Genomic DNA, 24,255 nt, shown 5'->3' with positions numbered 1-24,255 from the left:
TAGGGCGCGTCGGCGCGGCCGGTGCACTGGCTGGCGGTGCCGCCGTCGGTACGGACGTGGTAGGTGGCTCCTCGGCGGTCGCGATTGGCTGCTGCCTCCGTGGGCGCCGGCAACGGTGGCTGCACCTGGAAACACGTGACGGTATCGGGTGTGTCCACTGCGTGACATGCCGCCATGCACGCCGTCCCGGCGACTACCAGCGCGGACCTGGCCATCAACGAGGACCATAGGCGCCGCAGCCGGATCACTCACCCGGCCCCGGGTCCGGTCTGCGCACCAGGCCCGGAAATATCCGGGCCGCGGCGGGAAAACGACTTGCTGCGACCGCGGCCTGCGCGGAGCGGCCGGCGTCGGCACGGGTACCCGGAGCGTGGGCCTGGATGACCGCGTAGCGTTCCATCAGCCCGCACAGAATCCAGAAGCTGTGCATCACCAGGCCGTCGAAATATGGGCTGCCGAACAGATTGCCGAGCACCATCGCGATCACCGCCACTGCAAGGCCAACGCCCAAAGCGCGCGAAGCCGGGTTGCTGTCGCGGGTGGCACTCCGTGCCCTGCGGGCGAGCTGCCACAGCCGCCAGACCAGCCACAGCATCATCGCCAGGGCCAACGGGCCGCATTCGGCCAGCGCGCGCACAAATCCGTTGTGTGCATCCATGCCCGGATACACGGTGTAGTCACCGATGTGCTCGCGAAAACGTCCCAGGCCCACGCCAGCCGGGTGGTCGGCCAGCATTGCAAGCGCTCCTTTCCAGATCTCCAGCCGGCTCGCCGTGCTGCCGTCGAATGACGCCACGCCGCCGGCGTTCATCTGTCGCGTTTCATCGATCCGCTGGATCACGCTGTCCGGCAACACGCTGGCACCAATGATCGCTATCACCAGCATGGCCAGCGCCGCCGCCGTAAAGCTGCGATGAAACAGAAGCAGCGTGATCCCGAGTGCGGCGATCACGTAGGACTGGCGGGAAAACGTGAACAGAATCGCTGCCACGAGCACCGCGCCGGCAGCCACGGCCATCAGCCGCAGCGGCTTTTGGCAGTCGGGCTGCAGTGCCAGTGCAACGAACATGGGCAGGAACATGGCGAAGTACACGCCGGCGCGGTTCGCGGCGCTGATTGCACCGAACGGGCCGGTTGCCCGCTGTCCGTCCGCGAACTGCGCGGGGTCGAACTGGAGCCCCTGCGATACCGCCTGGAGCCCTGCGACCGCAGCGACAACCAGCGTGAGCATGATCAGCTGGCGGGTGCCATTGGCATCCAGGCCGCAATGGCGGTAGGCAAGGTAGAGCAACGGGTAGGTCAACGCGTACTTCGCCTGCAGCACGATTGCGCCGGGGCTCGAGGGATCGCGGCTGATTGCAATGAACCAGCCCAGCAGGAAGGCGAGGAACAGGCCCACCAGTGGCGGCAGCAGGAGGCTGGTGCGGGGCAGCCCGTGCGGATCGCGCCGGCCGAACATGCTTGCCCACAGCAGCAGCAGCACGGACGCGCCCACGCCCACGTCCGGCGGCAGGAACAGCGAATACGGCAGCAGGATGATCGGCAGGGCGTAGAGCAGGTTCATCGGTTGTTCCTACTCACGCTGGCGCGGCGAAGGAATGAGCCCGCCGGCCGCCCGGCCTGGTCTCCTGCCGCCCGCGGCCAGGCAGCGCTCGTAAACGGCCGACGTGGCGGCGGCGAGGGCGGCTGCGCTGTGATGCCGGGCCACGAACTCCCGGGCCGCATCCGCAAGCTGCTTGCGCAGGTCCGGCTCTGACGCCAGGCTGGCCATTGCGGCCGCGAGGGCGCGCGCGTCTCCCGGGGGAAACAGCACGCCCGTGCGGCCGTCTTCGACGAGTTCCGGGGTGCCGCCGACCCGGGAGGCGATGACCGGGCAGCCTGCAGCCATCGCTTCCAGCAGCGCATTGGACTGGCCTTCGAAGTGGGACGGCAGCACCAGGAAGTCGGCGGCCTGCATGAGCTGCACCGCGTTTTCCACTTCCCCGAGCAGGCACACGCTGTCGGATATGCCAGCCGCTGCGACCTGGGCCTGGATCAAAGCGCGCATTGGTCCTTCGCCGGCCAGTGCGATCCATGGCCGATGTCCGGGCGGCAGCGATGCCACGGCCTCCATCAGGCAGGACAGGTTCTTCGCATGCACCAGCCGCCCCACGAACAGCCCGACTGCGCGCCCTGCCGGTGCGCCGAGCGTGCGCCGCAGGGCGGCGCGCTCCGCCGCGGACATCGCCGGCGGCAGCGCCACTCCGTTGCCGATGACTGCGAACTTCGCCTCGGGCATGCGCGTATGGCGTGCGGTCGAGCGTGCCCCGGCGCGGGAGTTGGCGATGACCGCCGCGCTGCGCGCAACCACGACGCGCTTGAGCACCCAATGCCTGGCGCGCTTGTCGGGTGCGAAGCTGCGTTCGGAAGCGATCAGCACCGGGGTGCGCCTGGAGAGGCCGCTGGCCAGTACCGACCAGATTTCCGCGGTCTGCGAGAACGCGTGGATCAGGGCGTAGTTGCGCCGCCGCAGCAGCCGGGTGAACGCGAGCAGGAAGCGAGCATCGATCCGCCCGCGCTTGGGCAGGTGGTGCACCGGCACGCCGCTGCGCTGGATGGCTCCGAGCAGGAACGAATCACTGCGGAAATACGCCAGCTCCGGCGCCCAGCGTTCGCGGTCCAGGCCGGCCAGCAGGTGCTGGATCTGGCGCTGGCTGCCACCCACCTCCATTTCGTCGACCACCAGCAGCAGGCGCTCAGGTCGCATTGCACAGTGCCTCCGCCATCAGCCGGTGCAGCTTCAAGGCCTCTTTGCGCGCGTCGAACTCCAGCTCGATGCGCTGGCGGGCGGCAAGCGAGAGCCGCATTCGAAGTCCGGGGTCGTGGAGCAGCCGCTCCAGCGCCCGGGCCAGCGCGGCCGGGTCGTACTCGGCTGCAAGCAGCCCGTGGACCTCGTCGGTAATGAGTTCGGGCACGCCGGAGACCGCGCAGCTGACCACCGGGCAGCCGGCGGCCATGGCTTCCATCAGCGCGACCGGGATTCCGTCGCGGTTGCCGTCGGGGGCGACCTCGCAGGGCAGGGCGAAGATCGTGGCTTTCTGCAACTTGGCGCGGATCGCCTGCTGCGAAAGCGCGCCGGCCATCTCGACCCTGTCCCCGAGACCGAGCCGGTCAATCCGTGCCTGCAGGTCTTTTCGCAGCGGTCCATCCCCGACCACCGTGCAGCGGAAGCCGGTTCCATTGGCATGCATCAGCGCGAGCGCGTCGATCAGCGTTCCAAACCCTTTCTGCGCAACCAGCCGGCCGATGGCGAGGATGTGGGCCCCGTCCCTGCCGTTGCCCGACCATGGAAGCTGCGCCAGGTCCACGCCGCAGTGCACAACCTTCAGCTTGTGCCGCGTCAGCGGCGAAACGTTCCGGTCGATCCAGTCGACGTTGTGCCGGGAGATGGTGACCGCCAGGGCGGAGTCCGCGATCTTGCGGGCCAGGATGTGCCGATCGACGAAGATGTCGTGGGCGTGGCAGGTGAAGCCGAACGGGCGCCCCGCGGCCCGTGACAGGACCCAGGCGGCGGTTGAAGGGTAGGTCGACCAATGGGCGTGGATGAACTCCGGGTCGAAGTCGCGCATCCACGACAGGTGTTCCAGCCCCCGGGCCATCGCTACCAGCGACTTGATCATGGCCACCGGCGTGCGCCAGGTGCCCGCCGCGATGATGGCGGCATCGCGGATCACCCCGACCGGGTGGGAGAGCGCGGCGCGCAAGGTGTTCCAGAATGCGACGGCCGGGGCTTGCGGCTGGCGGACGCGGTCCAGCAGGGCGGACGCCTCGGGATGCACGATGGTCTGGCCGCGCGGGGTCTTGAGCGAAAGAATGCGTACGTCGACGCCGCTGTCGATCAGCGCCTGGATCTCACGGACGATGAAGGTTTCCGCCAGGATCGGAAAAAGCGAAACCACGTACAGCACGCGCCGCGGCGCGGGCGCACCGGCCCGTTCACCGTCCACTGGAGCGGACCCAGAGGAGGGTGATGGTGGCTACGTTCTCCCCATAGCTGAAACCGGACGTGGTCGAGTCGCGGGTGTTGCGGTGGAACCCGACCTGGGTGGTCAGGTGACGGGTCCAGCGGTGTTCGGCCCTGATCCCGTAGATGCGGTCCCGGTCCTTGCGCTGGGTAGTCATGAACTCGCGGTTGAGCGCCGTGGCATGGATGGCCAGCGTGGTGCGCGGACGGATGCGATAGGCGAGCTCCGCGTATCCACTGACATCTTCCCGATCGCTGAGCGTGCTTTGCAGATAGCGGTAGCTGCGGTAGCGGGGCCGCAGCCTCAGCTCCAAGCGATCGCCGCGGAACCTGTAATCGAGCTGCAGCCTTCTCTGGCGATGTACATCCGCGTTGACCTCCAGGGTGGAAGCGAACAGTTCCTGGATCATAGGCTCGGCCAGGTCTATCTGGCGGATGATCAGTTCCTGGGCGCTGTCAGCAAGCTGGTACCGGGCCTGCAGGTCGAATCGGCTGCGGCCGGTGGGCGCCCAAACGAACCCCGCGCGGGCCAGGGTCGCGGACACGGTGCTTCCCCCCCGATCCGGATCCACCCAGGAGCGTCCCAGGTCCAGCTCGAAGCTGCCGTGTGCCAGCTCGCGGCGGTAGCTTGCATAGGCGTCCGTGCGTGAATAATCGGAGTCCTGCCCGGGGTCATCGAACTCGACCTCGGACGCCACCAGGTTCAGCGCGACGTGGCCGAGGGAGCCCGTTTCCCGCTGCAACCGCGCGGCGGCGCTGAACCGGTCGCCGTTGAACTCCTCGGTCACCTCGGCATAGCTTTTCGCGGCGCGCACGTCGAGCTGGGCGCGGGTGGTTCCGTTGAAGCGGGTCTGGAACGTGGGGCCGGCGATGAACACGTTGACCCGCTGCAGGTTGCCGGGTGACAGGCCGGCGCCGATATCGACGGGCTGGTGGCTCAGGTAGTCCTCGAGCACCAGGCTGAAGCGGTCCGGGGCGATCGTCCATTCGGCCTGGCCGGCGAGTTCGCCGCGCCATTCGCGCGGGAATGTGTCGTCAAGGTAGTCACGGTGCTCGACCAGGCCACGGGCCTGCAGGGCGAACGCCGAGCCCCGCTGAGCCACTGCAAAACGCAGCCTCGGTGCGAGGATGGTGTCACTGGTTTCGGCGTCCTCGCTGAGCGCGATGTTGCTGCTGTGTGCGCCGGACAAGCCGAGCTCATAGTCGATCTCGGCCGCGGCACAGGTGCCGGATATGGCGAGCATGAGCGCCAGCCCCGGCAGGGTCCCGGCGCGGGCGCGCGCGCGCAGTCGATAAGCGGATCCCCGTCCCTTGCTCATGGTTGCTCCTCATGGTCCTTCGTTGAAGACCACGCCGGCGAACTTGCCGGGATTGAACTCGGCGGCAGCGCGGGAAATCTGTTCCGGGCTGTCGCGGCCGTAGCCTGCGACCAGCACCACCAGGTCTGCGTAGTCGGCGAGGATGCGGGCATCCGGGCTGTCCTTCACGGCCGGACTGTCCAGGATCACGTGGCGCGGGGGAGTGCGGCTGCGCAGAACATCGATGAGCAGCCGCATGCGGAAGGACGACAGGTACTCGGCGCTGGCCCCGGTCGCCGTGCCGGCCGGCAGCAGGTGCAGCCGCGGAACGCCGGTTTCATACAGCATGCTGCCTACCAGCACCGCCGGATCCTCGAGGTAGTTCACCAGGCCGCCATTGACGGGGTCCAGCCGCAGGGTGTCGTGCTGTGTTCCGTGGAACAGGTCGCAGTCGATCAGCACGGCGTTGATGGTCTCGTCGAACGCGAATGCAGCCGCGAGGTTGCGTGCCACGTAGCTGCCGCCGCTGCCACGACTGACCGGGGCGACCACTATCGTGGCGCTGGGAGCACCGTTGGTGGCGGCCAGCAGGCGTGTGCGCAGGGTCCTGAACGCATCTACGTGAGGCTGGCCGATGCCGGCGCGCGAGATCGTCGCCCGCTCGTCCATTTGCGCGCGGCCAAACGCCGGGGACGGGACGAGCCGTGTTTCCGTCAGGTGCGGGAGCGGATGCTGATCCGCGACCGGCTGGAGGTTTTCAAATGCAGGCGTGTTGGCGGTCATCTGGGTCCTACCTCGGCATCAGTGCAACGGCGGCGGCAATGGGTAGGGCCAGCAGGACTGCGCTGGTCAAAGCCAGCGCCTTTTGACCGGGTGCACGGCGACGGGGCCGCGAATAGCCGCCCGGCGGTATCGTCCCGAGCACCGGCAGCCCGATGGTTTCGATCTGGGAGGCGATGCGGACCCGTGGGTCGAACCGCAGCCAGGCCAGCAGCAGCAGCAGGGGAGCGATGATGGCCAGGGCCAGCACGCCCAGCGCGACATGGGTCCGGCTGATGCTGCTGGCCATCAGCGGCAGCGCCGCGGGCTCCTGCACGCGGAAGTTGAGGCCACCACGCTGGATGTCCAGGTTCATCGACAGCCGGGCGTTCTCGCGCCGCTCGAGCAGATCCTGGTACAAATCGAGATTGACCTGGACGTCGCGGGTCAGGTTCGCCAGGTCGCTTCCCAGTGCCGCCACGCGGCTGAGGCGTTGCAGTTCCCCCTGCAGCAGCTGGTTGCCGGTAGCGATGCGCGAGGCCGTACCGACGCTGCGGCTGCGCGCCTCGGTCAGCCTGCCGCGATCAAGGTTCCCGCTGGCGGCAACGGGCATCGCCGCGGCCGTGACGGGTATCCCGCCGCGCTCCAGCTGCGCCTGCAGGTCGTTGATCTGGGCCTGCAGCCGGACCATGTCGGGATGCTGATCGGTATAGGTGCCGGCCAGCGTCATCCGCTCGGCCTGAAGCTCGGCGATACGCTGCTGCAGCGGGCCGGTGCGCGTCTGCACCGCGCTGATCGACTGCTCGCGCGCCACGTGGGTTGCCCAGCTTCCAGCCTGGGAGCTCTGCTCCGCCTGGTCCATCAAAGACCTGTCGATCTGCAGCTGCAGTTCACTGATCCGCCGGGCGACGTTTTCCTCGTCGCCGAGCAGGACTTCAGGATGGGCCTCGCGGTATTCCGCCAGCCTGTCCTCGGCGTCATTCAGCCTGGTCCTGTAGTCATCCACCTGGGAGTCGATGAATTCGAAGGCGGCCCGGCTCTCCCGGGAACGGGTGCTCAGGCTCTCCTGGATGATCAGTTCGCCGAAGCGGGATGTGACCGCCTGCGCCCGCCGCGGGTCGGAGTCGGAGTAGCTGATCCTGATCAGGTTGGGATTTTCACGCGGGTTGGTGATCTCGGCCCGGCCCATGATCTGGCTGGCCAGCTGGGCGCGCTGCAACGGATCGGGATCGGTTGCCAGCCAGCCGCCGGTCTCCAGGACCTGCTCCATGGACTGGCCGCTGAACGCCACCTCGCGTGCGATCGCGGCCCGGTCGACCACGCTGGTCGGCACCGTCCGGCCTTCCAGCAGCGGCTGGATGACGTCTGTTTCCTCGACCAGAAGCGTGGTCGAGGCGGTGTACTCCTTGGGCATGGCCAGGACTAGGACCAACCCGGCGATCACGATCGCCCCGAACAGGCCCACGAGCGTCCAGCGTCGCCGCCGGGCCTCCTTCGTGGCGGCCGGCAACAGTTGGACAATGGTCGGTCGGCTCCCGGGAGCGGGAGCCCTCCATTCGGCAAGACTGGTCATCTATCCCCCTTACAGCATGCGTTCTGGCACGGTGAGCACGTCGCCCGGCGCCACGGTGTAGTTGGTCGTCAGGTCGCCGGTCGTGAGCACGTTGTCCAGCATGACCGCGTAGCTTCCGGTGCCGTTTCCGCTCCTGCGGTGCAGGCGGGTACGGTTGGCGGCCGCGAATTCGGTCACCCCTCCGGCGGCCAGCACCGCGTCCAGCACCGTCATGCCGGGCCGGTATGGAATCGAAACCGGCTGCCGGACCGCTCCGGTGACGCGTATCCGGGACAGGTATTCGTGGCTGTTGAGTTCGGTCAGGATCACCGAGACCCTGGCGTCCTTGATGTACTCCTGCAGGCGTCCCTCGATGTCCTGGGCGACCTCGGGCGGGGTACGGCCCCCGGCGGCCACGTCCCCCAGCAGCGGGACGGAGATCATCCCGTCGGGGCGGACCGGCGCGGTGACGCCCGCGTCCGGATTGCCCCATACCGACACCTGGACCATGTCGTCCACGCCGATGAGGTAGGCCTCGGCGGACTGGTCTAGTGCTGGTGGCGGGCCGGAGCCGTCGCCGCTGGTGGTGGCGCAGGCAGCCATCAGGATCGACAGCGAGACTCCAAGCAGTGCGGAACACAAGCTGTTCATAGGTCCGTTCTCCAGTTTCCCTACGATGTAACGCGACATGGTCGACGGTCCGGCCATTGTTCCGGCGGGTGTCCCCTTGGCATTCGCGACCGGTGAAGTGGTGTGTCTGTTCCAACGCGAAAACCGTGCATTGCCGGCAAAGTCCGCTTTCCGCGTTATCCCGGGCAAGACGTACGGGAGGGGCTGATGCTTATTCTGGTTTTCGGCGGTGCCGGCTATATCGGCAGCCATGCCTGCGTGGAGCTGGCCGGGCGCGGCCATCAGGTGGTGATTGCCGACAATTTCGTCAACAGCTCGCCGCGGGTGCTGCAACGCCTGCAACAGATCATCGGCATGCCGGTGGCCTGCCACCGCGTGGACCTGGGGAACGGGGAGGCGCTGGCGCGACTCTTCGACGGCCATCGCTTCGACGCGGTGATGCACTTCGCGGCACTGAAGGCGGTCGGCGAGTCCTGCGCCAGGCCCCTCGACTATTTCGACAACAACATCGGCGGTACGATCCAGCTGCTCAAGGCGATGCGTGCGCATGGCGTGGACCGACTGGTATTCAGCTCCTCGGCCACGGTCTACGGCGATCCCGACGTGGTCCCGGTGGGCGAGGACGCGCCGCTTCGGGTCACCAACCCCTACGGACGTTCAAAGCTCGTGATGGAACAGCTGATCGCCGACCTGTGCGCGAGCGATCCGGCTTTCCATGCGGTCAGCCTGCGCTACTTCAATCCGGTTGGAGCACATCATTCCTGCCTGATAGGCGAGGCGCCCGGCGGGGTTCCCGACAACCTGATGCCGTATGTCTGCCAGGTCGCCGTGGGCCAGCGGGAGCGGCTGGCGGTGTTCGGCGGCGACTGGCCCACGGTGGACGGCACCGGGGTGCGCGACTACCTCCATGTGATGGACCTGGCGCACGCGCATGCCGACGCGCTCGACTTCCTCGTGCGGGAGAAGCGCAGTGCGGCCATCAATTTGGGCACGGGGCGCGGGACCAGCGTCCTGGAGCTGGTGAGTGCATTCGAGCGGGCAAGCGGGCGGACGATTCCTTACGACATTGTTCCCCGCAGGCCCGGAGATGTGGCCGAGGTGTACGCCGACCCTTCGCTGGCGCGGGAACTGCTGGGTTGGCGCGCCAGGCTTGATGTCCATGCAATGTGCCGCGACGCCTGGCGCTGGCAGGCGCACAACCCCCAAGGCTATGACAGTGATCCGGAAACGGGCCTGCTCGAGGCCGATGGAGCTTTGGCCACGGCCGCGGCCAGCATTGCGATCAGCGGCTGAGCCAGTCCGCCACCGGACCGGGCGCCCGTATCCACTGGAAGTGATCCGCGCGCACGCCCAGGGAGCCGTCGTCGAAGGACATCACCTGCGTGTCCACCTGCGGCAGTCTGGACAGCAGGTGCTGGAGCGAAGAGGGCGGGGCGAGCCAGTCGCGCTCGAACACTACGGCGCTCACCTGCGCCTGGACCCTGGCCATCCCGGCCTCCAGGTCGGTATCCAGGCCGTCGGCAGCGTACGTGCCCGTCAGCGCGGTACGCGACCAGTCGCGCATCACCCCGCGCGCCTCGCGACCGCCGAAGCGCAGCCTGCGGCCGGGCAGCGCCCCGTTGCGGTCGGCGAGCCAGGGCAGGAAGCGGTAGGCCAGCGGCAACCACGGTCGGTGGGGGAGCGGAAACGCGCGCCAATACGGCGCGCCGCTGCCCACCAGCCAGAGCTGCTGGGCGGTGTCGGGCGCGAGTGCCAACCGGCAGGATGCGAGCTGTCCCCCAAGGCTGTGGCCGCCGATGATGGAAGGAAGACCCGGATGGGTCCGATCGACCGCGTCGGCGCTGGCGGCGATGTCCAGCTCCAGCAGCTCCCGGTAGCCCCAGTTGCAATCGTGCCCCGCGCGCAGGCTGCTGCTGCCGGCGCCGCGCCACTCATGCAGGAACGTGGCCATGCCACGTTTGGCCAGGGCCTGGGCGAACGGCAGGTAGTGGCGCGCGCCGACGCCCAGCGCTGGCAGCCACAGCACGGTGGCGACGGGCTCCGCCGGGGAGCAGGCGTAAAGCTGCCAGCGGTGGCCGTCCGCTGCTTCCAGTGCCAGGCTGTCGTGCGCGGGCGTCACGCCGGTTCGGCGGCGCCGAAGTGGTCAAGCACCAGTACGTCGCCGCGGCCAGGACGGTAGCCGCCGCGCAGGGCGCGGTGGACGTAGCCGGTGGCGGCTTCGCAGGCATCGGCCGGGGAGAGGCCGCGGCACAGATTGGCGGCGATCGCAGCCGCCAGGGTGCAGCCGGTGCCGTGGGCATCCTGCGGCAGGCGCGGATGCGTGAACTCACGGACCAGACCCTCGGAATCGGCGAACAGGTCCATGACGTCGTCGGCGCCGTCTTCCAGGTGGCCGCCCTTGAGCAGCACCGCGCGGGCGCCGGCTTGTAACAGCTCGGTGGCAGCGTCGCGCATGGCTTGGCGGTCGTTGATGGGGTGGCCCAGCAGCAGCTCGGCTTCGGGCAGGTTGGGGGTCAGGATCGCGGCGCCGTTGAGCAGCCGTGTGCGCAGTGCGTCGAGAGCTTCGGATTCGAGCAGCCGGGCGCCGGAGGTGGCGATCATCACCGGGTCGAGCACCAGCGGCGGGTTGCCGTGTGCCTGCAGCGCATCGGCCACTGCATTGATCACCCCGGCGTTGGCCAGCATGCCGATCTTGACCGCCCCGATGCGGAAATCGTCGAAGCAGGCGTCGATCTGCGCACGCAGGAATTCCAGTGGCGGAACATGCACGGCAGTGACGCCGCGGGTGTGCTGGGCGGTGAGCGCGGCGATCGCCGACAGGCCGTGTACACCATGTGCGGCGAAGCTCTTGAGGTCGGCCTGGATGCCGGCACCGCCGCCGGAATCGGAGCCCGCGATGGTGAGGGCGGAAGGAAGTTCATTCATCCATCCATTGTGCCCCGTAGGAGCGCGCATGGCGCGCAAAGCCGCGGGCAATTGGAGCGGCGGAAAGGCGTCGGCCAGCAACGTGGCTGGCCGAAGGAGCGTCGGATCGACGGACGTCACGCGGCTTCGCGCGCATGGCGCGTTCCTACACGATTGAGCGGGCGATCCTGAGGGCGGCGTGGAAGTTGTTGGCGTAGTACAGCTCGCCCGGCCGTTCGTGCAGCTGCATGCTGGCCAGGATCCGGTTGGGCTGGTCCTGCAGGCCGGAGATGATCAGCACGATGCCCTTGCGCCGGCAGCGCTCGGCCAGCGCCTTGATCGCATGTACGCCGCTGGAGTCGATCATCGGCACCAGTCGCATGCGCACGATGAACACCTTGGGCGGCTTGAAGAACTGGTCGAGCAGGTTGTCCAGGCGATTGGCGGCGCCGAAGAACAGCGGGCCGGTGATCTGGTAGGCCTCCACCCCCTTGGGCAGCAGGCGGCGCTGCTCCCCTTCGGCCAGCTGCGGCCCCCCGTCCTTGTAGAGATCGTCATCGAAGGTGCGGATACCGGAGCTGATCTCCACCGACTCCGACATGCGGTACATGAACACCAGCGCGGCCACCACGATGCCAGCCTGGATCGCCACGGTGAGGTCGAAGAGCACCGTCAGGCCGAAGGTCAGCAGCAGCACCACGCGGTCGCCGATGGGCGCCGACATGGTGGCGCGGAAGTTCTCGTGCTCGCTCATGTTCCAGGCCACGATCAGCAGCACCGCCGCCAGCGCGGCGAGCGGTACGTAGCCCATCAGCGGCGACAGCAGCAGCATGAATGCCAGCAGGAACCCGGCGTGCAGGATGCCCGCCATCGGCGAGCGCGCGCCGGCGCGGATGTTGGTGGCGGTGCGGGCAATCGCACCGGTGGCGGGCAGGCCACCGAACAGCGCCGAGCCCACGTTGGCCACGCCCTGGGCCACCAGCTCGCCGTTGGAGCGGTGGCGTCCGCCGGTCATGCCGTCGGCGACCACCGCCGACAGCAGCGATTCCACCGCGGCCAGGAAGGCGATGGTGAAAGCGCTCGGCAGCATTTCGAAGGTGCGCTCGAGCGGGATCGTCGGGAAACTGAAGTCCGGCAGGGTGTTGGGCAACGCGCCGAAGCGGCTGCCGATGGTCTCGGCCGGCAGCCCGAACACCAGCACCACGCCGGTACAGGCCAGCAGCGCGACCAGGAACCCGGGCCAGTTCGGGCGCCAGCGCCGCAGGGCGACGATCACTGCCAGCCCGAGCGCCGTCAGCGCGACCGCCACCGGCTGGGTGCTGGCGATGTGCTGGGCGTAGGCCGTCCAGCGGCCGATGAAGTCGCCCGGCACCTCGGCGATCTGCAGCCCCAATGCGTCGATGATCTGGCTGGAGAAGATGGTCACGGCGATGCCGGCGGTAAAGCCGGTGATCACCGGCTGCGGCATGTAGCGCATCAGCGTGCCCAGCCGCAGCAGGCCGGCGGCGATCAGCATCAGGCCGGCCATCAGCGTGCACAGGATCAGCCCGCCGTAGCCGAAGCGCTCGATCACCACGAATACCACCGGAATGAAGGCCGCAGTGGGTCCGCCGATCTGCACCCGCGAGCCGCCAAAGGCGGAGATCAGGAAGCCGGCGATGATGGCGGTGGAAATGCCCTTGTCCGGCGTGGTGCCGCTGGCGATCGCCAGCGCCATCGCCAGCGGCAGGGCAACGATCGCCACGGTCAGGCCGGCGACGATATCGGCGCGCAGATCGCCCCAGCCATAGCCCTCACGGAAAGCCGTGACGAGCTTGGGCTCGAACATCTTCAGGTAGCTGCGGTCGATCTTCACTGCGCCGGGCCCTTCAGCCGCACGCCGCGGCCGCGGCCCTGGCTGGGCTGGTCATTGGCGATCATCTCGACCCCCGCCGCGTCCAGTGCCTCGACCACCTTGGTCAGGGTGCTGATGGCGCCGCGCACGTCGCCGCTGCTGGCCTCCATGCGCTGGATGGTGGGCAACGAGACGCCTGCCATGGCGGCAAGCGAGCGTTGGTCTATACCGAGGAGGGCGCGCGCGGCGCGTAGTTGTCCGGGAGAGATCATGCTGGGGGCGAAGATGGGTACGCCCCCTATTCTTGGCGATCAGGCCCGCTTAATCAAGTTAAAAGAGTCTTTAATGATGTTTAGTACGTCATCTACAGCACTTCGGATGCGTAATCAGCCAGGCGCGAGCGTTCGCCGCGGCGCAGGGTGATGTGGGCGCTGTGCTGCCAGGTCTTGAAGCGGTCCACCGCATAGGTCAGGCCCGACGTGGTTTCGGTCAGGTACGGGGTGTCGATCTGCTCCAGATTGCCCAGGCAGACGATCTTGGTGCCCGGGCCGGCCCGGGTGACCAGGGTCTTCATCTGCTTGGGGGTGAGGTTCTGGGCCTCGTCCAGGATCAGCCAGCGGCTGAGGAAGGTGCGCCCGCGCATGAAGTTGAGCGCGCGGATCTTGATCCGGCTGGCCAGCAGGTCATTGGTGGCCTGGCGGCCCCAGTTGCCGCCCTCCTGGTTGTGGGTGAGCACCTCCAGGTTGTCGGTCAGCGCTCCCATCCACGGGGTCATCTTTTCTTCTTCGGTGCCGGGCAGGAAACCGATGTCCTCGCCCACGCTCACCGTGGCCCGGGTCATGATGATCTCGCGGTAGCGGCGCTGGTCCATGGTCTGGGCCAGGCCGGCAGCCAGGGCGAGCAGGGTCTTGCCGGTGCCGGCGGTGCCGAGCAGGGTGACGAAATCGATCTCCGGGTCCATCAGCGCGTTGAGGGCGAAATTCTGCTCACGGTTGCGCGCCATGATTCCCCACACCGCGTGCTGGCTGGTGCGATAGTCGTCAACGATCTGCAGCGTGGCCTTGCCACCCTCCACCCGCGTGACCTGGAACTCCGATTGCTCGTCGCCAGGCAGGTAGAGGAACTGGTTGGTCTGCCAGTCATCGCCCTCGGCCATGTCCAGTTCGTAGAAGGTGCGGCCGCGGTCGGTCCAGGACTTCAGATCGCGGCCATGGCGCTGCCAGAAGTCCTCGGGCAGGGCGGCGGCGCCGGTATAGAGCAGGCTGAAGTCATCCAGCGCGCGGTCGTTCTCATAATCCTCGCTGGGGATGCCGGCGATCGCCGCCTTGATCCGCAGGTTGATGTCCTTGGAAACGAACACCACCGGCGTGTCGCCACCCTCAGCACGCAGCGCGAGGATGGCGCCGAGGATGCGGTTGTCAGGGGCCACCGCGCCGAACGAGGTCTTGTCCTCCTTCGGCACCGTGGTCTGGAAGCGCAGGAAGCCGATGGCTTCTTCGCCCCGCAGCAGCAGGCCGCTGGGCGGGGTGAGGCGCAGGCCGGTGGTGATCCTGTCCGCGCCTTGGCTTTCGATCAGCTCATCGATGAAGCGGCTGACCTGGCGTGCGTTGCGCGATGACTCCGTCAGGCCTTTCTTGCCGTTGTCCAGCTCCTCGATGACCTGCATCGGGAGGTACACGTCGTGCTCTTCGAACTTGAACAGCGCCGTGGGGTCGTGCATCAGCACGTTGGTGTCGAGCACGTACACGCGCTTGCCTTGGGTCATCATCCGCTGGAGCTCCGTGACTGGGCGTTGGGGCCGGAGGGCCCTGGTTACATTGACTTGAGGGCCTGGAAGACCGCGTCAGCATGCCCGGGCACGCGCACCTTGCGCCATGCAGCCGCAATGCGGCTTTCGGGGTCGATCAGGAAGGTGCTGCGCTCGACCCCCATCACCTTGCGGCCGAACATGCTCTTTTCTTTGATCACGTCGAAGGCCCGGCACAGGGCTTCATCGGAATCGCTGACCAGCGGAAACCTGAAACCCTGCTTGGCGCAGAAGCTGTCATGGGACTTCACCGAGTCACGCGAGACGCCCAGCACGGCGGCGTTGTGTTCCTCGAGCGCCGGTAGCAGGGCATTGAAGTCCCTGCCCTCGGTGGTACAGCCGGGGGTGGAGTCCTTGGGATAGAAGTAGAGGATCAGCCACTTGCCGGCGTAATCGCCGAGGGTGGCAGTGGCGCCGCCGGAAAGATTCAGCGGCAGGTCCAGGATGTCCTGGCCGAGGATGTCGCCTTCGTTCATGGATCGTGTCCCTGTGTTGCGGGGTGGGTCGTGGCGGAGTGCCGTCGATCCTGCACGATCAGAACTTCATCGGGTCCATGATCGCGTCCAGGTTGAGATGGTCGCAGAACTCGAGGAAATCATCGCGCAGGGCGGCGATGTGCATGTCGGCCGGCACGCCGATGGTGATCTGGGCGGAAAACATGTCCGCGCCGGTCTGCATTGCCTGGTAGCGCGAGGAATGCAGGCTTTCAATGGTGATGCCCTGGCGGTCGAAAAAGTCCGCCAGCTGGAACAGGATGCCGGGCTTGTCGGCCGCGATCACCTCCACCACATAAGGCAGCAGGTTGGACTGCAGCGCCTTGGGTCCGGTGCGGTACCAGACCAGCTTCAGGCCTTCCTCGCGGTCCAGCCGGGTGAGCATGGATTCCAGCTTGGCTACCGCATCCCAGGAGCCGACCGCCAGCGCCGTCATGGATACATCGCGCCCCACCGTGGACAGGCGGGCATCGGCCAGGTTGCAGCCGCTGTCGGCGATGCGCCGGCTGAGCATCAGCAACGGTGATTGCGGATGCGTCGTGTAGGCGTTGATGATCAGGAGGTTTTCGTTCGGCGCAGGCCTGGCAACGATGTCGGGTTCGGTCAAGGCAGCGTCCGGGGGAAAGGGGTCTCGCTCTGGTCCTGAACAGCAGCCCGGTGCCGGGCCGCTGCCACCTGCCAGCATACTTGCCCGCGCTTTGGAGCCGCAAGTAAGATCGTTGGCACCCGCTCAGGAAACCACAGGCTTGCGACTCACAGGTTGTATCACCGCACTGGCCACCCCGTTCACGCTGGCTGGCGAAGTCGACCTCCCAGCCTGGCGCAGGCTGCTGCAGCAGCAGCTGGATGCGGGTATCGACGGGCTCGTCGTGGCCGGTTCCACCGGCGAAGGGGCGGCTTTGTTCCACTCCGAATTCGATCTGCTGCTGCGCACCGCGGTGGAAGTGGTGGCGGGCAGGGTTCCGGTGATCGCCGGTACCGGCCAGTCCAGCACCGCGCGCACCATCGAGCAGACCCGGCGCTCGGCTGCCCTGGGCGCCGACGTGGCGCTGGTGGTGACCCCTCCCTATGTGCGCCCGACCCAGGCGGGACTGGCTGCGCATTACCGGGGTGTCGCCGATGACGGCGCGCTGCCGGTGGTGCTCTACAACGTTCCCCCGCGTACCGGATGCGATCTGTTGCCGGAAACGGTGGCGGGGCTCGTTGGCCACGAGCGCATCATTGCAATCAAGGAGGCCCGCAGCGAGCCGGAGCGGATCCAGGCCCTGGTGGCCCTGCGCGGCCCCGATTTCACCGTGCTCAGCGGCGATGATCCAAGCTGCGCGCATTCCATCCAGGCCGGAGCCGAGGGCGTGGTGTCGGTCGTGTCCAACGTGGCGCCCCACGCGATGCGCCTGCTATGCCGCTTGGCCGGCGAAAGCAAGGCGGCGGAGCTGGATGAAAAGCTGGCAGCGCTCTACGCGTTCGCCGGGATCGAGCCCAATCCGATCCCGATCAAGGCCCTGCTCACCCGCCAGGGAATCGGGCACGGGCTGCGTCTGCCGCTGATGCCGCTGTCACAGGAACTGCAGCCGGAAGCCGCGCGCATTCTGGGCCTGTTGGAGCAAATTGAACATGACTGTCGCGATACACTCGCGGCCTGACTTCAGGAGAGACAAGATGTCCGTTCGTCCCCATGTGTTGCGCACCGGCGTGCTGTCCGCATTGGCGGTCGCCGTGCTGGCCACCTCCGGCTGCGGCTGGTTCCGTAAAGAGAACCCTCTGTATGCAGCCAGCCCGGAGAACAGGCCGCTGGAAGTGCCGCCGGATCTGGATCGCCCCAGCGCGGCCGGGGGGATGGTGGTTCCAGAAGGACCCGGCTCGGTGACCCGCTCCGGCATGTCGGAGCAGTCAGCCGCGAGCAGCGCCGTCGGGTTTGGCGTCGCCGGCGAACGTGATGCGGTGTACGAACAGGTAGGCCAGGTGCTGGCTGCCACCGAAGGGCTGAGCGTGGTCAGCAGTGCCAAGCTGCTGGGCACCTACGACCTGAGCTATGAAGACAGCAACTTCATGATCCGGATCGTCACAGCCGAAGACGGGTCGTACGTCAGTGCGGTGGATCCGCGCGGCCAGCCGGCGCAGGGCGACGCTGCGCGCAAGCTGATCGAAGTACTGCGCGCGCAGATCGGCGGATAACAGGCGGGGCGGGCGCGGGCCCGCTCAGCAGAAGGTATGAAAACGGCGGGCCCAGGCCCGCCGTTTGCCGTCAGCGCTCCAGGTGCTTGAGCTTGTCGGGCTTGCCTTCCCATTCCTTGGCGTCGGCAGGACCGTCCTTGCGCTCGGTGATCACCGGCCATTCCTGTGACAGTTCGGCGTTGAGGGCGATGAACTGCTCCTGGCCGGCGGGGACGTCGTCTTCAGGGTAGATGGCGCCGATCGGGCATTCGGGCTCGCACAGGGTGCAGTCGATGCATTCGTCCGGATCGATCACCAGGAAATTCGGGCCTTCGTGGAAACAGTCGACCGGACACACCTCCACGCAGTCGGTGTATTTGCACTTGATGCAGTTCTCGGTAACGACGAAAGCCATTGCGGTTCGGATCCCTGTGGTACTGGCACTATTGTAGGACAGCGCGGCACGGGTCCGGAAACGGACAGCCCGGCCGGAGCCGGGCTGTTGCGCCCGGTCCGCGCCAGGGGCGGACCGGTTGCGGGGTGTCCCGCGCGATATGGCGCTCCCTACGGGAATCGAACCCGTGTTTCAGCCTTGAGAGGGCCGCGTCCTGGACCGCTAGACGAAGGGAGCGGAGCTGGGGCCGGGCCCCTTTTGGCATTGTCTGCCAATCTGCGGGCCTGAACGGCCGAGCAGCTTGGTAGTATAGCAGGCTTTCCGTCGATCCAAGACTTGATGCCAACCCACAACGCACCCGCTTTCCCGCAGCTTCGCAGCATTGCCCGCGACAGCCATCCCATCTCCCGCAAGGACATCAGTCCCAACGCATTGCGCGTGCTTTACCGGCTGAAGGAGGGCGGCCATCAGGGTTACCTGGTCGGCGGCGCGGTGCGCGATCTGCTGGCCGGAGTCAAACCCAAGGATTTCGACGTTGCCACCGACGCCACGCCCGAGCAGGTCAAGTCGCTGTTCCGCAACTGCCGACTGATCGGTCGGCGGTTCCGCCTGGCGCACGTGCTGTTCGGGCGTGAAGTCATTGAAGTGGCCACCTTCCGCGCCAACGTGGACGACGGCAGCGGCGATCGCCAGCAGCACGAGGACGGCATGCTGCTGCGGGACAATATCTACGGCACGATCGAAGAAGACGCGGTGAGGCGCGATTTCACCGCCAACGCGCTCTATTACACGATCGAGGATTTCTCGGTGCGTGATTACGTGGGCGGCTTCGAGGACGTGCAGGACCGGGTGCTGCGCCTCATCGGTGATCCGGAGCTGCGTTATCGCGAAGACCCGGTGCGGATGCTGCGCGCCGTGAGGCTGGCGGCCAAGCTCGAGTTCAGCATAGAGCAGGGCACCGCCGCGCCGATCCCGAGGCTGGCCGGGCTGCTCGCCGAGGCGGCGCCGGCGCGCCTGTTCGAGGAGTGCCTGAAGCTGTTCCTGTCAGGCCACGCTGAACGCAGCTTTCTGGGGCTGGAGAGGTATGGCCTGCTGGAGGCGCTGTTTCCGGAGTCGGCGGCTGCGCTGGCGGCCAATCGCAGCGGCGCGCTGCGGCGGATGGTGATCGCGGGCCTGAAGAACACCGATGCGCGGGTGGCGGCGGAGGAGCCGGTCTCGCCGGCGTTCCTGTTCGCGCTGCTGCTGTGGCCGGCCTATTGCCGCGCGCTGATGGCGCTGCAGGCCCAGGATGTCCAACCGGTTGAGGCCCAGCGTCGTGCCGCCGACCGGGTCACCGTGCACCAGCTGTCCACCGTGGCCCTGCCACGGCGGTTCTCGCTGCCGATGCAGGAGATCTGGCTGCTGCAGACGCGCTTCCCCCTGCGCCAGCGCAAGCGGGTCATGCGTACCCTGGCGCACCCACGCTTCCGCGCTGCGTTCGATTTTCTGATGCTGCGCCAGAGCGCTTCCAGTGAGCATGCCGAAGACGTGGAGTTCTGGCGCGAGGCGCAGCAGGATCCCGACCTGGCGATCGCTGCCCATCCGCCGATGGATGATGCCGGGCAGGACCCGCGTCCGCGCCGGCGGCGCCGACGCCGGCCTGTGAACGGCTGATGCAACTCCCGGTGATTGCCGTCGTTGGGTTGGGCGGCAACGTGGGCGACAGCGAGCAGACGCTGCGCCGCGCCTTCCTCGCGCTGGGAGACCTGTCGCACAGTACTGTGCTGGCCACCTCGGCGCTGTACCGCACGCCCGCCTGGGGTGTCGAGGACCAGGCGGACTTCATCAACGCGGCGGCGGCAATCCAGACCGCCCTGGAGCCGCAGGCGCTGTTGGACGCGCTGCTTGGGATCGAACGTGATTTCGGCCGTGTCCGTGCCGCTGATGGCAGCGACCGCTGGGGGCCGCGCACCCTGGATCTGGACCTGCTGCTGTACGGTAACGCGGTGATCGACGCGCCCGGAATGCGGGTACCGCATCCCCGTTTGCACGAGCGCGCATTTGCCCTGGTGCCGCTTCTGGATGTGGTGCCGGATGCGCGCATTCCGGACATCGGCACGGCCCGCGCGGCGCTGGCTGCGCTGGATGCCGGCGATATCCAGCGACTGTAGGACTGTCGCGCAAGGTCAGGGCGCCACATTCCTGCAACCGTAACCGCGTCCGGGCCATACTATCGGGATGAATACTCCCACACGCCCCGTTACCGTTCCCGACCTTTCCACCGCCCGCCAAGAAGGGCGCAAACTGACCATGCTGACCGTCTACGACGCCGGCTTCGCCCGCACGCTGGACGCCAGCGGCATCGACCTGGTGCTGGTCGGTGACTCGCTGGGAATGGTGGTGCAGGGGCTCGACTCGACCCTGCCGGTCACAGTGGACGACATGGTCTATCACACACGCTGCGTGGCCCGTGGCCTGTCGCGCGCACTGCTGGTTTCCGATCTTCCGTTCCAGGCAGACGCTACCCCCGAGAGGGCCCTGGATGCCTCCACGCGGCTGCTGCAGGCCGGCGCCGGCATGATCAAGCTGGAAGGGGCTGGCCACAAGCTGGAAACGATTTCCTATCTGGTGGAGCGCGAGATCCCGGTCTGTGCCCATTTGGGGCTGACCCCGCAGTCGGTGCTGCGCTTTGGCGGTTTCAAGGTGCAGGGCCGCGGCGAGACAGCCGCCGAGCGTTTGATGGACGAGGCCCGTGCCGTGGCGGAAGCCGGCGCGGCGCTGGTGGTGCTGGAAGGCGTTCCGGCGGATGTGGCTACCCGCATCACCGCCGAGAGCCCGATCCCCACCATTGGCATCGGTGCCGGCGCCGGCTGTGATGGCCAGGTGCTGGTGCTGCACGACATGCTGGGCTTGGACTCGGGCCAGCGCCGGCCGAAGTTCGTCAAGGACTTCCTCGCCGAAGGTGGCTCGGTGGCCGGCGCGGTGCGGGCCTACGTGGCGGCAGTGCGCGACGGCTCGTTCCCCGACGACGCGCATTCCTACAGCTGAGGCGCGAGGGAATGAGCAGGATCGAGACGATCACGGCACTGGGTGCGTTGCGCACTCGAGTGGACGGATGGAAGCGTGAGGGGCTGCGGGTCGGGTTCGTGCCCACCATGGGCAACCTGCACGCCGGACACCACTCGCTGGTGCGCCTGGCCCGGGAGCACGCTGACCGGGTGGTGGCCAGCGTGTTCGTCAACCCGACCCAGTTCGGGCCGGATGAGGATTTCGACCGCTATCCGCGCACCCCCGAAGACGATGCTGCCGGATTGGAAGCGGCCGGCTGCGACGCGGTGTGGATGCCGTCGGTGCAGACCATGTATCCGTTTGGCGCGGCCAACGCGGTGCAGATGCGCGTTCCCGGGGTGACGGACGTGCTGGAGGGCGAGCGCCGTCCGGGGCATTTTGACGGCGTGGCCACGGTGGTCTCGCGCCTGTTCAACCAGGTGCAGCCTGATGTCGCCGCGTTCGGGCGCAAGGACTATCAGCAGCTGGCGGTGATCCGCTATCTGGTGTGCGATCTCGCATTCCCCATCCAACTGCTGGCAGGGGAAACCGTGCGCGAAGCGGACGGCCTGGCGATGAGTTCGCGCAACCGCTATCTCTCCGCGGCGGAACGGGAGCAGGCCTCACAGATCCATCGCAGCCTTCAGGCCATGCGTGAACGCCTGCTTGCCGGCGATGAGGCAGGTCAGGTGGAAGCTTCGGCCCTGCAGCGGCTGGAGGCCGCCGGGTTCGCGGTTGAATATGCCGTGGTGCGCACCCCCGAGCTGGCGGAGCCGGAGCCGGGTAACGACGCCGGAGCGCGGGTGCTGCTGATCGCGGCGCGGCTGGGCAGTACCCGGCTGATCGACAACCTCGAGTTCGAGATGGCCGCCACCTGAGCGGTCCGGGGGCCGATTGTTGCGATGCGGCAGATGGTCCCTATACTTTCCTGTTCCGTGGCGCCCCACCGCCCGTTTTTGCCGTGAACCGGCAGCCAGATCATGCAATTGACCCTGCTCAAAGCCAAAATCCATCGTGCCACCGTCACCCACGCCGAACTCCACTACGAAGGTTCGTGCGCGATCGACGGTCGCCTGCTCGATATTTCGGGCATCCGTGAATACGAGCGCGTGGAGATCTACAACATCAACAACGGAGAGCGCTTTGCCACCTACGCGATCCGGGCCGAGGAGGGTAGCGGCGTGATTTCGGTCAACGGCGCCGCCGCGCACAAGGCCGCACCAGGCGACCTGGTGATCATCTGCGCCTACGGCATGCTCGACGAGGCGGAAGTGTCGAAGTTCAAGCCGAGCCTGGTCTACGTGGACCGCGAAAACCGCATGACCCATACCAACGACTCCATCCCCACCCAGGTGCCCTGAGGATGCCGGCGGCGCCGGACCTGGAAGGTACGCTGGCGCCACACGCAGCGCGGTTGTCGGGCGTGCGTCTGACAGACATGTTGGATGCCGATCCGGCGCGAGCCATCGACTTTTCGCTGAAGGTCGGCCCGCTGTATGCCAGCTTCGCCAGGCAGCGCTATGACCGCCAGGCGCTGGCAGCCCTGCTGGACCTGGCCGGGCCTGCCGGTGCGGGCCTTCCGGCAGCGTTCGCTGAGCTGTTCGACGGGGGCAAGGTCAATGCTTCCGAGGATCGTCCCGCGCTGCACGTGGCGCTGCGTTCCTCGCTGGGTGACAGCGCGACGGCGAGGGAAGCGAGCAGTCTGGCTGCGGCCGCGCGTGCACGCATGGCCGTTCTCGTGGCGGAACTGGCAGGCTCCGGCGTCACCGACATCGTCAACGTGGGCGTGGGCGGCTCCGATCTGGGCCCGCGGCTGATCGTCGACGCGCTCAAGGACTTCCACGACGGCCGGTTCCGCCTGCACTTCGTGGCCAACATGGACGGCAGCGCTGTCCAGCACACGCTGGCGGGCCTCGACCCGCGGCGCACTGCGGGGATCCTGGTGTCCAAGAGCTTCGGCACCCAGGAAACCCTGCTCAACGGTGCGCTGCTGCGCGACTGGATGGGCGGTGGCGATCGCCTGTATGCCGTCAGTGCCAGTGTTCCCGCAGCGCAGGCATTCGGGGTGTCCGCTGAACGCGTGCTGCCGATGTGGGACTGGGTGGGCGGGCGCTTTTCACTGTGGTCCGCGGTGGGCTTTGCCATTGCCCTGGCGGTTGGTATGGAGCGCTTTGAGGAACTGCTGGCGGGCGCGGCGGAAATGGACGCGCACGCCCTGCAGGCCCCGCTCGCTGCCAACCTGCCGGTGCTGCACGCGCTGACCGCGGTGTGGAACCGCAACGGACTGGGCCTGCCTGCGCACGCAGTACTGCCCTACGACCAGCGCCTGGAACTGCTGCCCTCGTACCTGCAGCAGCTGGTCATGGAAAGCCTGGGCAAGTCGGTCACGCCAGAGGGTAGCGCGGTCCCCGTGGACACCGTGCCGGTGTTGTGGGGCGGGGCGGGCAGTACTTCCCAGCACAGTTTCTTCCAGGCCCTGCATCAGGGGACCCAGGTGGTGCCGGCGGACTTCATCGGGGTGGTGAATCCAGCGCACACGCATGCCGGTAATCACGATGCGCTGCTGTCCAACCTGCTGGCACAGGCGGAAGCGCTGGCCCGCGGGCACGAGGACGCCGACCCACAGAAGTCCTATCCCGGAAACCGCCCCTCCACGATGCTGCTGGTGGATGCGCTGACCCCGCATTCGCTGGGTGCGCTGATCGCGATGTACGAGCACAGCGTGTATGCCCAGTCGGTGCTGTGGGGCATCAATGCGTTCGACCAGTGGGGCGTGGAGCTGGGCAAGCGGATCGCGGGCAGGCTGCTGCCAGCGGTGCGCGGAGAAGATGTGGAAGTGGACGATCCGGTCACTCGCGCGCTGCTGGCCGAAATCCGCCAAGAGCGCAGGATCTAGCCGCTGCGGGTTACATCCGGGTCATCGCCTGCTTGCGATAATCTGGCGCTCAGGAAGCGGGGACGACCCCGCCGCTCCACATCGTTCCGGGGACGGCCCCAGCAATCGCGGAGGCTGTCATGCCCTGGTTGATCCTGTTTTTTGCCGGTCTGTTTGAAGTCGCGTGGGCCGTGGGCCTGAAGTACACGGAAGGTTTCACCCGGCTGTGGCCGAGCCTGGGCACGCTGGCGGCGATGGGGGTGAGTTTCTACCTGCTGGCCATCGCCATGCGCTCGCTGCCGCTGGGCACGGCGTACGCCGTCTGGGTGGGCGTAGGGGCGGTGGGTACCGCCATCCTCGGGATTTTCCTGTTCCAGGAGCCGGCCAACGCCGGCCGGCTGGTGAGCCTGGGACTAATCGTGGCCGGCATCATCGGCCTCAAGCTCGCCTCCCCCTGATCCGCTGTCCCGTAGGAGCGCGCCACGCGCGCGAAGCCGCGTGAATCATGGTTCGCGGAGAAGCTT

General features: G+C 67.4%; 25 protein-coding genes and 1 tRNA gene. 10 read left to right on the top strand and 16 right to left on the bottom strand.

The features are described from left to right. Positions 1 to 244: 244 nt before the first annotated feature. The 7 genes from ACW7G2_RS03670 to ACW7G2_RS03640 are packed head-to-tail and all read right to left on the bottom strand — an operon-like array spanning position 245 to position 8,263. Positions 245 to 1,564, bottom strand: a complete 1,320-nt coding sequence (locus ACW7G2_RS03670) for an O-antigen ligase family protein (RefSeq protein WP_456972812.1) — start codon at positions 1,562 to 1,564, stop codon at positions 245 to 247. A 9-nt stretch (positions 1,565 to 1,573) separates the two neighbouring features. Further along, on the bottom strand, positions 1,574 to 2,746 hold the full coding sequence (locus tag ACW7G2_RS03665; RefSeq protein WP_456972810.1) for a glycosyltransferase: 1,173 nt from the start codon (positions 2,744 to 2,746) through the stop codon (positions 1,574 to 1,576). After that, positions 2,736 to 3,938, bottom strand: coding sequence for a glycosyltransferase family 4 protein (locus tag ACW7G2_RS03660; protein WP_456972808.1), 1,203 nt, complete (start codon positions 3,936 to 3,938; stop codon positions 2,736 to 2,738). Before ACW7G2_RS03660 ends, ACW7G2_RS03665 begins: the two co-directional genes overlap by 11 nt. A 37-nt stretch (positions 3,939 to 3,975) precedes the next feature. Continuing rightward, positions 3,976 to 5,322, bottom strand: coding sequence for a hypothetical protein (locus ACW7G2_RS03655; protein ID WP_456972806.1), 1,347 nt, complete (start codon positions 5,320 to 5,322; stop codon positions 3,976 to 3,978). Positions 5,323 to 5,331: 9 nt separating this feature from the next. Further along, the gene (locus ACW7G2_RS03650; protein WP_456972804.1) at positions 5,332 to 6,084 is read right to left on the bottom strand and encodes a polysaccharide biosynthesis protein; all 753 of its coding nucleotides are present in this window, start codon (positions 6,082 to 6,084) and stop codon (positions 5,332 to 5,334) included. Between the two features lie 7 nt (positions 6,085 to 6,091). Then, positions 6,092 to 7,633 carry an XrtA system polysaccharide chain length determinant gene (locus tag ACW7G2_RS03645; protein WP_456972802.1) on the bottom strand — a complete coding sequence of 514 codons (1,542 nt, stop codon included), beginning with the start codon at positions 7,631 to 7,633 and terminating at the stop codon, positions 6,092 to 6,094. 9 nt (positions 7,634 to 7,642) lie between these two features. Then, a complete protein-coding gene (locus ACW7G2_RS03640; RefSeq protein ID WP_456972800.1) occupies positions 7,643 to 8,263 on the bottom strand; it encodes an XrtA/PEP-CTERM system exopolysaccharide export protein in 621 nt (206 codons plus the stop codon). Between the two features lie 186 nt (positions 8,264 to 8,449). On the opposite strand from ACW7G2_RS03640, the gene galE reads away from it, so the two are divergent. Next, on the top strand, positions 8,450 to 9,535 hold the full coding sequence (galE, locus tag ACW7G2_RS03635; RefSeq protein ID WP_456972798.1) for a UDP-glucose 4-epimerase GalE: 1,086 nt from the start codon (positions 8,450 to 8,452) through the stop codon (positions 9,533 to 9,535). Here the strand turns inward: galE and ACW7G2_RS03630 are convergent. The 7 genes from ACW7G2_RS03630 to ACW7G2_RS03600 all read right to left on the bottom strand — a co-directional run bounded on the left by ACW7G2_RS03630 (position 9,525) and on the right by ACW7G2_RS03600 (position 15,966). Beyond that, a complete protein-coding gene (locus tag ACW7G2_RS03630) occupies positions 9,525 to 10,361 on the bottom strand; it encodes an alpha/beta hydrolase family protein (protein WP_456972796.1) in 837 nt (278 codons plus the stop codon). The two genes, galE and ACW7G2_RS03630, sit on opposite strands and share 11 nt — an antisense overlap. Continuing rightward, positions 10,358 to 11,167, bottom strand: coding sequence for a bifunctional hydroxymethylpyrimidine kinase/phosphomethylpyrimidine kinase (thiD, locus tag ACW7G2_RS03625; protein WP_456972794.1), 810 nt, complete (start codon positions 11,165 to 11,167; stop codon positions 10,358 to 10,360). The genes ACW7G2_RS03630 and thiD overlap by 4 nt, the downstream gene beginning before the upstream one ends. 145 nt (positions 11,168 to 11,312) lie before the next feature. Continuing rightward, on the bottom strand, positions 11,313 to 13,001 hold the full coding sequence (locus ACW7G2_RS03620) for a SulP family inorganic anion transporter (RefSeq protein WP_456972792.1): 1,689 nt from the start codon (positions 12,999 to 13,001) through the stop codon (positions 11,313 to 11,315). Then, positions 12,998 to 13,252: a helix-turn-helix domain-containing protein gene (locus ACW7G2_RS03615; protein ID WP_456972790.1), complete on the bottom strand. Its 255-nt coding sequence runs from the start codon at positions 13,250 to 13,252 to the stop codon at positions 12,998 to 13,000. The genes ACW7G2_RS03620 and ACW7G2_RS03615 overlap by 4 nt, the downstream gene beginning before the upstream one ends. Positions 13,253 to 13,344: 92 nt before the next feature. Beyond that, a complete protein-coding gene (locus tag ACW7G2_RS03610; protein ID WP_456972856.1) occupies positions 13,345 to 14,745 on the bottom strand; it encodes a PhoH family protein in 1,401 nt (466 codons plus the stop codon). A gap of 47 nt (positions 14,746 to 14,792) precedes the next feature. Beyond that, positions 14,793 to 15,263 (bottom strand): peroxiredoxin, encoded by a 471-nt coding sequence (locus ACW7G2_RS03605; protein ID WP_456972788.1) that lies wholly within the window; start codon positions 15,261 to 15,263, stop codon positions 14,793 to 14,795. Positions 15,264 to 15,321: 58 nt separating this feature from the next. Beyond that, a complete protein-coding gene (locus ACW7G2_RS03600; protein ID WP_456972786.1) occupies positions 15,322 to 15,966 on the bottom strand; it encodes a glycine cleavage system protein R in 645 nt (214 codons plus the stop codon). Between the two features lie 61 nt (positions 15,967 to 16,027). Between ACW7G2_RS03600 and dapA the strand changes: the two genes are divergently transcribed. Together dapA and ACW7G2_RS03590 are read left to right on the top strand one after the other, a co-directional pair. Beyond that, complete coding sequence (dapA, locus tag ACW7G2_RS03595) at positions 16,028 to 16,924, top strand: 4-hydroxy-tetrahydrodipicolinate synthase (RefSeq protein ID WP_456972784.1); 897 nt, start codon at positions 16,028 to 16,030, stop codon at positions 16,922 to 16,924. Between the two features lie 16 nt (positions 16,925 to 16,940). After that, positions 16,941 to 17,456 (top strand): hypothetical protein, encoded by a 516-nt coding sequence (locus ACW7G2_RS03590; RefSeq protein WP_456972782.1) that lies wholly within the window; start codon positions 16,941 to 16,943, stop codon positions 17,454 to 17,456. 70 nt (positions 17,457 to 17,526) lie between these two features. Here the strand turns inward: ACW7G2_RS03590 and fdxA are convergent, their stop codons facing one another. After that, positions 17,527 to 17,850 (bottom strand): ferredoxin FdxA, encoded by a 324-nt coding sequence (fdxA, locus tag ACW7G2_RS03585; protein ID WP_456972780.1) that lies wholly within the window; start codon positions 17,848 to 17,850, stop codon positions 17,527 to 17,529. Positions 17,851 to 17,990: 140 nt separating this feature from the next. Next, positions 17,991 to 18,066, bottom strand: a tRNA-Glu gene (locus tag ACW7G2_RS03580). Between the two features lie 102 nt (positions 18,067 to 18,168). On the opposite strand from ACW7G2_RS03580, the gene pcnB reads away from it, so the two are divergent. The 7 genes from pcnB to sugE all read left to right on the top strand — a co-directional run bounded on the left by pcnB (position 18,169) and on the right by sugE (position 24,189). Continuing rightward, positions 18,169 to 19,482, top strand: coding sequence for a polynucleotide adenylyltransferase PcnB (gene pcnB, locus ACW7G2_RS03575; protein WP_456972777.1), 1,314 nt, complete (start codon positions 18,169 to 18,171; stop codon positions 19,480 to 19,482). Next, the gene (gene folK, locus ACW7G2_RS03570) at positions 19,482 to 19,979 is read left to right on the top strand and encodes a 2-amino-4-hydroxy-6-hydroxymethyldihydropteridine diphosphokinase (RefSeq protein ID WP_456972775.1); all 498 of its coding nucleotides are present in this window, start codon (positions 19,482 to 19,484) and stop codon (positions 19,977 to 19,979) included. The genes pcnB and folK overlap by 1 nt, the downstream gene beginning before the upstream one ends. A gap of 67 nt (positions 19,980 to 20,046) precedes the next feature. Beyond that, complete coding sequence (panB, locus tag ACW7G2_RS03565; protein ID WP_456972773.1) at positions 20,047 to 20,856, top strand: 3-methyl-2-oxobutanoate hydroxymethyltransferase; 810 nt, start codon at positions 20,047 to 20,049, stop codon at positions 20,854 to 20,856. 11 nt (positions 20,857 to 20,867) lie between these two features. Next, the gene (gene panC, locus ACW7G2_RS03560) at positions 20,868 to 21,734 is read left to right on the top strand and encodes a pantoate--beta-alanine ligase (RefSeq protein ID WP_456972771.1); all 867 of its coding nucleotides are present in this window, start codon (positions 20,868 to 20,870) and stop codon (positions 21,732 to 21,734) included. Positions 21,735 to 21,836: 102 nt separating this feature from the next. Further along, positions 21,837 to 22,217: an aspartate 1-decarboxylase gene (panD, locus tag ACW7G2_RS03555; protein WP_456972770.1), complete on the top strand. Its 381-nt coding sequence runs from the start codon at positions 21,837 to 21,839 to the stop codon at positions 22,215 to 22,217. A 2-nt stretch (positions 22,218 to 22,219) separates the two neighbouring features. Further along, entirely contained in the window at positions 22,220 to 23,752 is a 1,533-nt protein-coding gene (gene pgi, locus ACW7G2_RS03550; RefSeq protein ID WP_456972768.1) for a glucose-6-phosphate isomerase, read from the top strand. A 119-nt stretch (positions 23,753 to 23,871) separates the two neighbouring features. Beyond that, a complete protein-coding gene (gene sugE / locus ACW7G2_RS03545; RefSeq protein WP_456972766.1) occupies positions 23,872 to 24,189 on the top strand; it encodes a quaternary ammonium compound efflux SMR transporter SugE in 318 nt (105 codons plus the stop codon). Positions 24,190 to 24,255: the final 66 nt, after the last annotated feature.

This window comes from Luteimonas sp. A277, from assembly GCF_054052045.1.
Note: the sequence above shows the minus strand (reverse complement) of the source record. Positions and strands in the feature narration are given on the sequence as shown.